Origin of the sequence: Brasilonema bromeliae SPC951, assembly GCF_012912135.1 — a bacterium.
Taxonomy (GTDB): domain Bacteria; phylum Cyanobacteriota; class Cyanobacteriia; order Cyanobacteriales; family Nostocaceae; genus Brasilonema; species Brasilonema bromeliae.
In genome coordinates this window covers 1-9,510 of the sequence record NZ_QMEB01000129.1, presented here as the reverse complement: position 1 = coordinate 9,510, position 9,510 = coordinate 1, and the positions used below count along the sequence as shown (strand labels likewise).

At 42.5% G+C, this 9,510-nt stretch carries 6 protein-coding genes; 3 read left to right on the top strand and 3 right to left on the bottom strand.

Annotated elements, in window-relative coordinates; genetic code table 11:
• Positions 1 to 80: 80 nt before the first annotated feature.
• Both DP116_RS16665 and DP116_RS16660 read right to left on the bottom strand, forming a co-directional pair.
• Entirely contained in the window at positions 81 to 1,580 is a 1,500-nt protein-coding gene (locus tag DP116_RS16665) for an MBOAT family O-acyltransferase (protein ID WP_169156244.1), read from the bottom strand.
• 175 nt (positions 1,581 to 1,755) lie between these two features.
• On the bottom strand, positions 1,756 to 4,773 hold the full coding sequence (locus DP116_RS16660; RefSeq protein WP_169156243.1) for a D-alanyl-lipoteichoic acid biosynthesis protein DltD: 3,018 nt from the start codon (positions 4,771 to 4,773) through the stop codon (positions 1,756 to 1,758).
• Between the two features lie 325 nt (positions 4,774 to 5,098).
• Here DP116_RS16660 and DP116_RS16655 point away from each other — a divergent pair, with 325 nt between their 5' ends.
• The 3 genes from DP116_RS16655 (at position 5,099) to DP116_RS16645 (ending at position 8,932) form a co-directional block, all read left to right on the top strand.
• Positions 5,099 to 5,326 (top strand): hypothetical protein, encoded by a 228-nt coding sequence (locus DP116_RS16655; protein WP_169156242.1) that lies wholly within the window; start codon positions 5,099 to 5,101, stop codon positions 5,324 to 5,326.
• A gap of 109 nt (positions 5,327 to 5,435) precedes the next feature.
• Positions 5,436 to 8,489: a phosphoenolpyruvate carboxylase gene (gene ppc / locus DP116_RS16650; RefSeq protein WP_169156241.1), complete on the top strand. Its 3,054-nt coding sequence runs from the start codon at positions 5,436 to 5,438 to the stop codon at positions 8,487 to 8,489.
• Positions 8,490 to 8,677: 188 nt separating this feature from the next.
• Positions 8,678 to 8,932, top strand: a complete 255-nt coding sequence (locus DP116_RS16645; protein ID WP_169156240.1) for a hypothetical protein — start codon at positions 8,678 to 8,680, stop codon at positions 8,930 to 8,932.
• 51 nt (positions 8,933 to 8,983) lie between these two features.
• Here DP116_RS16645 and DP116_RS16640 read toward each other — a convergent pair whose 3' ends face one another.
• A complete protein-coding gene (locus DP116_RS16640) occupies positions 8,984 to 9,373 on the bottom strand; it encodes a hypothetical protein (RefSeq protein WP_169156239.1) in 390 nt (129 codons plus the stop codon).
• Between the last annotated feature and the right edge of the window lie 137 nt (positions 9,374 to 9,510).

Here is a 9,510-nt window from a genome sequence, read left to right as displayed (position 1 = left end):
TCGGGAACCCCCGCACCGTACTGGCTCCCCTACAGATACTACAGATACTTAGATTTTTTCACCAAATCAAATCGGATCAACTAGAAATCAAAATATATATAAGGTAAACTGCCTTCAGGAGCGAGTAACCAAACACTGTAAAAACACAAAGGTACGAAAACAAGCTTTACAGGCCAACTGAACTGTAACTTGAGTGTTCGGTTAAAAATGTAGACTCCAGCCATTGCAATATATAGAACAACTAGCAAAGTTGCTAGTTGATATTGAGTTATGTTTAACGCCTCAACGTACACCTTTTGAGCAAATTGCTCATCCCCAGGAAAACCCCAAAGATGCTGAAATACAAAAGAGGAATCTTCGAGGTTGGGTAGGCGGAACCAAACCCAAGAGGTGAAAACCATGAACTGCGTGAGTAGCCAAGCCAAAGTTATACCCAATGGCTGTTGCCAAAAATTTTCCAGATCTTCAAAGCGATTGCTGATCGCATCAGTGAAACGATGAACACCCAAAGCTAACCCGTGAAAGACTCCCCAAACCACAAAACCCAATGCTGCACCGTGCCAGATACCTGCAATCAGCATGATAATGATTAGATTAAAGCAGGTGCGATCAAATCCTTGGCGAGAACCACCCAAAGGGAAGTACAGGTAATTACGCAGCCAGTCTCCCAGAGTTATATGCCAGCGCCGCCAAAAGTCAGCGATACTCGTGCTGAAGTAGGGAAAGTCAAAATTTTCAGGTAAAACTAACCCAAATAACAAAGCACTACCACGGGCAATATCCACGTAACCACTAAAATCTAAATACAACTGGAAACCATAAGCAAAAGTTGCCAACCACAAATCTGTACTGCCTGCCCTTTGCAAGTTAGCAAAACATAAATCAACAAAAGTTCCCAAGTGATCTGCTAAAATACCTTTTTTGACTGCACCTCTAGCAATGAGCCATAGTCCCTCTGCCACAATATCAGGAGTGAGCAACCGGAGATTTTTGAATTCACTCGCTAAGCTGTGGAAACGAGTAATTGGACCTGAAATCAGTTTAGCAAAGAAAAACTTGTATGCGGCAAATTGGAGAAACTCCTGAGTAGCAGGTGCCCCACGATAGACATCAACTAAATATGCAATACACTCAAAGGTAAAAAAAGAAATTCCCAAAGGGGTAATCAGTTTAAAAGAGTCATCAGATAAAATGACAAGATTGGGGGAAAAAAACCTTAATAAAGGTAGTAAGTATTTAAAAATAAGTAGTAAAAAAACATTAGAAACTATACCTAGCCACAAAAGCTTGAGACGGCGATGATTCCAATCAATTTGAGCGAAATACCATTCTTCTTCAGAAAGTTGCCACTCTGAAGAATGGGGATGTGGTATCGTTTTTTCATCAATTTCTTTTGCAATACGAAAATTAAAAAAAGTCAGTACTACTAGTAACGGGATGTAATGAACTTGCAAAGATGCATAAAACACAAGGCTAGCAAGCAGCAACGTCCATAACCGCAACTTTTGTTGTGCCACAAACCAATAAATTCCCAGCACACTCAGCAAGAATAACCCGTATAGAATAGATATAAAGTTCATGTTTTAGTCATTAGTCATTAGTCATTAGTCATTAGTCATTAGTCATTAGTTTTATAAGCTGCCACGCTTTTAAAAATGCATCTTTTTAACTTTGAAGAAAAGCTTCAAACCCTCTTTATCACTCCCCCTAGTTCTACTTGTAGACGTAACAACTTACCCCTACTGTCCCCATGATTTATTTACTGAACCAAGGAATTGTAGGATCATTCGCAAGCTTTTTCGATATTTTGTAAGCACCGTAGCGGTTGAGATGGCTGGGGTCGGAAAAGTAGTCATTTGCTTTGGGCCATAATTGACTTAAGTCTTGGTAAATAAAGTTTGGTTTGCCAGCTATAGTTCGCATATACTGCTGAAATTCTTGCTCATATTTTGAGCGTACTGAGTCTAAATAATATGCTGTAACAGGCATATTGACAAACACTACGGTTATTTTCTGAGACTGGGTAAATTTAAGTAGTGCTTGTAGAGCAGTATCTTGGTCACCTTGGAGTCGAAAAGATTTGTAGTCGTTGTCGTAGTTCCCAGAAACTTGAGAATATTTTTGATAGTATGTAGTCGGTTGGAAGCGAGTCGAAAGAGCAAGAAATCCATCCAAGTCAACTGCTTGCTGTGAAGCCTCTTCTAGATTCATCCTGTGCGATTTTTGAGTAACTGCTTGGTTCGTGTTGCTAATATCAGGCAAATACTTCAGCGGTTGTTTCAAAAGATTTTTGAGATTGTCACGCTTTTGATAGCTAGCAGATAAAGTAGCAAAACCTTTACTTAACCAATTATCTACCGCTTGATAAGTGCTGTTACCTTGCTCGGGTTCTTCTATTGCGGTTTCCTGTTCTGTGCTATTCGTTGTGCTCGTTGTTTTTTCTGCTGCTTTTTGCAACACATATTGATATCCTGGTGATGCAGCAATTGTGTTAAAGGTTATGTCCTCTCGACCGCTGTTGAAAGCACGAGCACCATCTGCCCAAATAATAATTTTTGGTAGTTCCGATGGCTGCAAAAGTTGACGCACAACAAAATCGACGACTTTTGCTGTGGCACCATTAATGCCAAAGTTAAAAACATCAATATTATGAGAACCTTGAGTTGCAAAAAATTTAGAAACAGCGACAGGATCTATTCCTCTGAGAGCGCGGGAAGACCCAATAATCAATACATCTGGTGGATGCCCTATTTTTGCTAAACGCTGTTTGTATAGTGTAAGTTGCTGATCTAATTGCGGAGGTTTGAAACTTGGTCTTTGCTTGAGTAATGCTCCTGATTTGTAAGAACGTGCGGCAAGAATAATAGCAGTTGGTCTTGCCTTTGGCTTCAACGGTGACGCTTCCAAATCTGGTTGCGTAGATTTCAAACCATTGAAGACACTGCTCTCATCTTTAGGAGATTTTTCTTTAGAAGTATTCGTAAAAAATGCAGTTCTCTGTTTCTCGTCAGCCCGGTAAGTATACGATGTTTTAATAGTAGAAGATGATTTCGGCGAAACGCTGGTCACCGTAGATGTTGGGGCTGTGGTGCGGGCTAAAATTTTCCCAAAAATCCAATCTGTTTGTAAAGTCAGCAGTAATCCCAACGCACCCCAAACTAAGGCAACTCTCAGTCCTTGTTTTTGATCATGATTTGTAGTTTTTTCTTGTGATTTGTCGTTATCTGTAAAGAGCTGCGTTCCTAAAAAAAGCTTTCTGACATTTGCGCTCCAATCTTGAGTCACTTCTGTGACAAAGATGTAAATTTCTTCAGTAGATAGGTTAGGGCGCAGCACAGGTTCGTCAGTCTTAGAAGTTGGAAGAAGATTGGGAACGTAAGCAGAAATTGCAGCAAATTTTGGAGGTGCTTCTGCTATCAAGAGTTCGCGGTGTTTATAATCGACACTGTAGTCCCAATTTGGTTCCTTGTTACCAGCACAACGACCATAGACACGTACACCCGCAATTCCAAGGATTTTGAGCTGATGCACAAACTCAGTTACTTGTGAGGCAATTTGTTCGCGTGCTGGACAAACGGGTGCATCACACATGATGTGCAATAAATCCCCAATGCGTTGCACAAGGACGCGAAGACCTCCCGTTTTGAGACGCGTATCTACATCAGGGTTGAGCAAACGTTCAAGTAAGAAAACAATAGCAGGTTCATCCCCAGAAGTCGCCAACTCTTGGGCTGATATTGCAAGAGCTGGATGTTCCTTCGCAGGTAAATATAACCAATCAACCCATGCTGGTTCGTTGTCTGTTATTTTTTGTTGTCCATACACTGTGGCTGCAATAATACCTTGGGGGGCTATTTTTTCTAACAGGGGTTTTACAGCTTGTAAACACAGTATCTTATCTGGTACTGGAGCAGGTTCCAATGTTTCAGAAACTGGGGTACAAAAGATATGTAGTGTTGATTCTTTGAGTATTGGTTCTACTGCTACTTTTGACTTTAACAACGCCTCACTTAACAAACGCGACAGGGCTTGCACATCTCCCCAACGCGCCCATTCCTTAACCATGACCTCAGATGGCGTCAAATCCACCAAAAACCGCCAATCTATTCTGTTTTCACCCTTGACACGCGAAGCAATCACAGCATCTTGGTAACCATAAAGTTTAAGATGGCGTAATTTCTGGGCGACTGGTTCGGCTATTAAAGATGGATCTGGGCTATAACTCGATTCACAAAATATCCACAGCTGACTTTCATTTTTGTCATTGTTTTCTGTGGGTTTTGGCTTGATGACTTCAACTTGTACAGCAATATCAAAAGTACTGAGTGTTTCACTCAGATAGCGAGCGATCGCCTCTGGATCTCCTTGGCGTGCCAAAGTTTCGTTAGAAACAATCAGCGCCCGACAAGGTTTTTTGGATTTTTCCTCGTCTTCTAGCAGCGCTTGATCTACCTGCTCTAAATGCCGATCAAGTTGATTGAGATAAACTTTATGACACCATCTCGGTCGATTTTCCCCTTTTTTCTGTCCGTAGACAAAAACTTGATAAATTGCAGGTTGGTCAATGCTAGTCAGGACATCTAAATCTGTTTGTTGTAATGCTCGCAGCAAGTCAGACAGAGTTCGCCAACGCTCTGGACATTCTCCACCTTCACATAAAATGTGTAGTTCGTTTCCCTGCAACCGGACTTTCACACCGAAAGTGCTAATCCCTGTTGCTTGGCTGACCCACTGCACTAGAGATTTTTGGCGATCTGGTAATTCTGTTTTCATGGAAACTTGACTTGACAGGAAGCTTATGATAGGGAACAGTGCTTTCGTTTAGCAAGAAATTGCTTACTAGCTCAGGGGGATTTTGTCAACCTGTTCCGACTAGGAACTTCGTGAGATGATTCTCAATGGTTATTCCCGAATCGCCAATCCCAATTCCTTGTAAACTAGAACCATAGAATTATCACACTATGTCGTTTTTTTTTACACTTTTGTTACCTTATAACTTTGTAAAATCGGCCAAGATAGTTGTATACAGTCACAAGACTGACTTTTGTTTGGTTTTACATTTTATCCCTCTCCCTTATTGAACCCCCAGGAAATACAAATGCCACCTGTGACCCCCGGTTCTTCATCTGATTCTGAACAAAATCTGGCTTTCTTTGCCATTCCCCAGTCTTTGCTTTTGCAAGTTGGTACTGCGTCTATACTACTATTGCAAATAGGGGAAAAAGCCACCACAGAAACTATACAAGCGTTTGGGGAGGCAACAGAAGAATTATTTCGAGGCGATCGCCTGCCCATTCTTAACTTCCCTGACGATCACGAATCTTAACAAAGCTAAAAAATCTACTTTGCCTCGTCAATGATTCTATGCCAACTATCATAACTGACTCAGTTCATAGAATCTAAAAATCTTAACCTGCTGAACCAGCATAAAGGATATGAATTACCTTTTATACTCTTTTACTCAGGCAGTGAACATCTACCCCGCCTCCGACTTATTTTTGCGCCATCGCCTCCAAGTCGTAGAGGAATTGTGGGAGTCGGTTCTCCGTCAAGAGTGTGGTCAAAAGATGGTAGACTTGCTGCGGCAACTACGGGATTTGTGTTCCCCAGAAGGACAAGCAATCAACGAGCAAGCTTCCTCTGTCTTCAAGTTGATAGAACAGCTCAACATCAACGAAGCAATTCGAGCGGCTCGTGCTTTTGCTCTGTATTTCCAGTTGATTAACATCATAGAACAGGACTACGAACAACAACAGCAATTAACTCGCTATGAGGTAGAAACAGAGTCAACAACTCAAGAAACTCTACCAGATTTCATCTGTTCATCAAACCAAGAAGAAGCAGAAAATCCTGTTAACAGTGGACTTGGGGCAGACTTGTTGACAAAAAGTTGGCAAGCAAACTCCAATAGTAAACGAACAGCAACTTTCGCCAGTTTGTTCCCTTATTTATTCAAATTAAACGTCCCACCACAACAAATTCAACGTCTGATTGCACAGTTGGACGTGCAACTTGTCTTTACAGCTCACCCAACAGAAATTGTTCGGCATACAATCCGTGATAAGCAACGGCGAGTGGTTCAGCTGTTGCAACAGCTAGATGTGATGGAAAAGCGCTCTACTAGCGGTGGTCCTTCCTGGGAAGTTGAGGAAGTGCGAGAACAATTGCTCGAAGAAATTCGCCTGTGGTGGCGTACCGACGAACTACACCAGTTTAAACCTTCGGTACTCGATGAAGTAGACTATGCCTTGCATTACTTCCAAGAAGTGTTATTTGATACTATACCCCACTTATACAAACGCTTCAAACATGCATTGTCTAGCACTTTTCCCTGGTTGGAACCTCCCAATAAAAACTTTTGTAAGTTTGGCTCTTGGGTAGGAGCAGACAGGGATGGAAATCCATCGGTGACACCAGAAATTACCTGGCAAACAGCTTGCTATCAGCGCAACATTGTGCTAGAGAAATACATCAAGTCGGTGAAGCAGTTGATAAACTTGTTGAGTCTATCGCTGCACTGGAGTGATATCTTACCAGACTTGCTGGAATCTTTGGAGTTGGAACAGTCTCAACTGAGTGAAGTATACGAGCAACTGGCTTTGCGCTTTCGACAAGAACCATATCGGCTGAAACTATCTTATGTCCTGAAGCGGCTGGAAAATACTCGCGATCGCAACCTCGCTCTGTACAAACGAGAACCCCTAAAGAATGAGAATATCCCAATTTACCGCTCAGGAGCAGAATTTATAGCAGAACTACGCTTGATTGAACGCAACTTGACAGAAACAGGTTTGAGTTGTCGAGAATTGGAACATCTTATCTGTCAGGTAGAAATTTTTGGGTTTAACTTAACGCATCTCGACATCCGCCAAGAATCATCCCGTCACTCTGATGCTTTAAATGAAATCTTGGAATACCTGGGAGTTTTAAAAGTCCCCTACGACGAACTGTCAGAAGAGGAGAGAACTGCTTGGCTGGTTGAAGAACTGCAAACACGTCGCCCGTTAATTCCAGCAGAACTGCCATTTTCGGAAAAAACGAACGATGTGATTCAAACTTTACGGATCGTGCGATCGCTCCAACAAGAGTTTAGTAATAATGTTTGCCAAACCTATATTATCAGCATGTGTCGCCAAGTCAGCGACGTGTTGGAAGTGTTGCTACTCGCTAAAGAAGCTGGACTTTATGATCCGGGTACTGCTATTGGAAGCATTCAAGTTGTTCCCCTGTTTGAAACAGTAGAAGACTTGCGACGTTCCACAAGCGTGATGCGGGAACTGTTTGCATTACCCTTGTACCGCGCTTTGCTAGCAGGAGGGTATCAAGCAGGGGAAACGGGGGAAGTTCCTTCCTCTACCTCCCAATTCAGATCATCCCTGATCCCAAACTTGCAAGAAGTGATGCTGGGATATTCCGACAGCAACAAAGATTCAGGTTTCTTAAGCAGTAACTGGGAAATCCACAAAGCTCAAAAATCACTACAGAAAATCGCAGAAGAATATGGTCTAAATTTGCGGATTTTTCATGGACGAGGTGGTTCTGTTGGACGCGGTGGTGGTCCATCTTATGAAGCTATTTTGGCTCAGCCTGGTCACAGTATCAACGGACGAATCAAAATTACCGAACAAGGAGAGGTTTTAGCTTCTAAATACTCCTTGCGGGACTTAGCGCTGTATAATCTGGAAACGATCAGTTCTGCTGTCATTCAAGCGAGCTTGCTGCGGACGGGGTTCGATGATATAGAACCTTGGAATGAAATTATGGAAGAATTAGCGGCGCGATCGCGTGTTCACTACCGCAACCTCATCTACGAACAACCTGATTTTATTGACTTTTTCCATCAAGTCACCCCCATTGAGGAAATTAGCCAGCTGCAAATTAGCTCTCGTCCAGCCCGTCGTCCATCTGGTAAAAAAGATTTGAGCAGCTTACGGGCAATTCCTTGGGTTTTCAGCTGGACGCAAACCCGATTCTTACTACCTTCTTGGTACGGTGTTGGTACAGCGTTGCAAGAATTCTTAAACGAAGAACCAGAAGAACATTTGAAGTTGCTGCGTTATTTTTATATCAAATGGCCCTTCTTCAAAATGGTGATTTCCAAGGCAGAAATGACCTTGGCTAAAGTAGACTTGCAAATGGCACAGCAATATGTTCAACAACTGTCTAACCCTGAAGACAAATCCCGTTTTGAGCAAGTTTTTGAACAAATCGCTAGTGAATACTATTTGACAAGGGGTTTGGTTTTACAAATCACCGGTCATCAACGGCTTTTGGATGGAGACCCCGTATTGCAGCGCTCGGTGCAGTTACGTAATGGTACAATTGTGCCCCTAGGCTTCATACAAATTTCCTTGCTCAAGCGCCTGCGCGAAGCTCGAACAAATGTGACATCCGGAGTGATTCACTCTCGTTACAGTAAAGGCGAATTGTTGCGAGGAGCGTTATTAACCATCAACGGTATTGCTGCAGGGATGAGAAATACTGGTTGATTTGTTATACAAAGTCATTAGTCAAAAGTCCTGAAACATTGACTAATGACTAATGACTAATGACTAATGACTAATAGACCTCTTGCAAAAGTGAGATTTTACGAGGTTCTGTTAAGAGTTCCCTGTTCCCTATTCCCTGTTCCCTGTTCCCTGTTCCCTGTTCCCTGTTCCTACTTCTGCAACGTCTAATGACTAAAAATCGAACTCTCACTTGCACCTTTTTAGCCCTCCTGTCAGGATTTATTGGAGGTTACATCGGAGGGCAAATCACCTTAAGTCTCCACAGTCAGAAGTGTCAAAACCAAACTTGGATTTTAAAACAGACGTGTAACTTTGGGGTAACACCAGGGGCAGTTTGGCAAGGTAGCACAACAGGACTGTGGACAGGAACAGTCTTGGGTGCATTTGTTGGGGGTTTAGCGACACGCCAAACTCGGGAGTGAGGGAGTGAGGGAGAGAGTTATTTCTCCCCCAGTTCCCCTGCACAAGATGGTTTATAACCCGTCAGTAGGGGCTGTTGGTGTTTGTCGATGACTCAAAGTTCTCCAGGTGTTGGTTCTGGTGTCAAAACAACGCCAAGTAGCTTCAGAAGAGTCTCGGTAGCAAAACAGAGAGCGATCGCCAGCGTTAAGATTATCAGTTAAATAGTAAACAATTCCTCTAAAAGGATGAGTTTTTCGACTCAACCGCTTAGCTACTGCTTGATTGGGACATTCTACGACAAACACGGATTGTCCATCTAAATGACCCAAAGAGAAGATGCACATGCGCAAAATGGCTCGCAGCCAGCTTTCTGAGCTATCAAAATAATCATCAATAATTTTGTTAGTGAGAGCTTTTTCTAGGGCACGGTCGTTTTTACGAGGAGTGTGAGGGTCTGACATAACGCAACCTAATGCTTTACCGTTGGTTTGAGATTAAACCAAAAGCTCTAAAAGTGACAAGCGTATGTCGAAACATACACTCATTAAGTTCAAGGTGAGTCAAGAACTAGGGGTGTAAGGGGGTAGGGGTGTAAGGG

Excerpts from the sequence above, each read along its gene's own strand:
- DP116_RS16665 (WP_169156244.1), bottom strand. The coding sequence starts at position 1,580 with ATGAACTTTATATCTATTCTATACGGGTTATTCTTGCTGAGTGTGCTG.
- DP116_RS16660 (WP_169156243.1), bottom strand. The coding sequence starts at position 4,773 with ATGAAAACAGAATTACCAGATCGCCAAAAATCTCTAGTGCAGTGGGTC.
- DP116_RS16655 (WP_169156242.1), top strand. The coding sequence starts at position 5,099 with ATGCCACCTGTGACCCCCGGTTCTTCATCTGATTCTGAACAAAATCTG.
- ppc (WP_169156241.1), top strand. The coding sequence starts at position 5,436 with ATGAATTACCTTTTATACTCTTTTACTCAGGCAGTGAACATCTACCCC.
- DP116_RS16645 (WP_169156240.1), top strand. The coding sequence starts at position 8,678 with ATGACTAAAAATCGAACTCTCACTTGCACCTTTTTAGCCCTCCTGTCA.
- DP116_RS16640 (WP_169156239.1), bottom strand. The coding sequence starts at position 9,373 with ATGTCAGACCCTCACACTCCTCGTAAAAACGACCGTGCCCTAGAAAAA.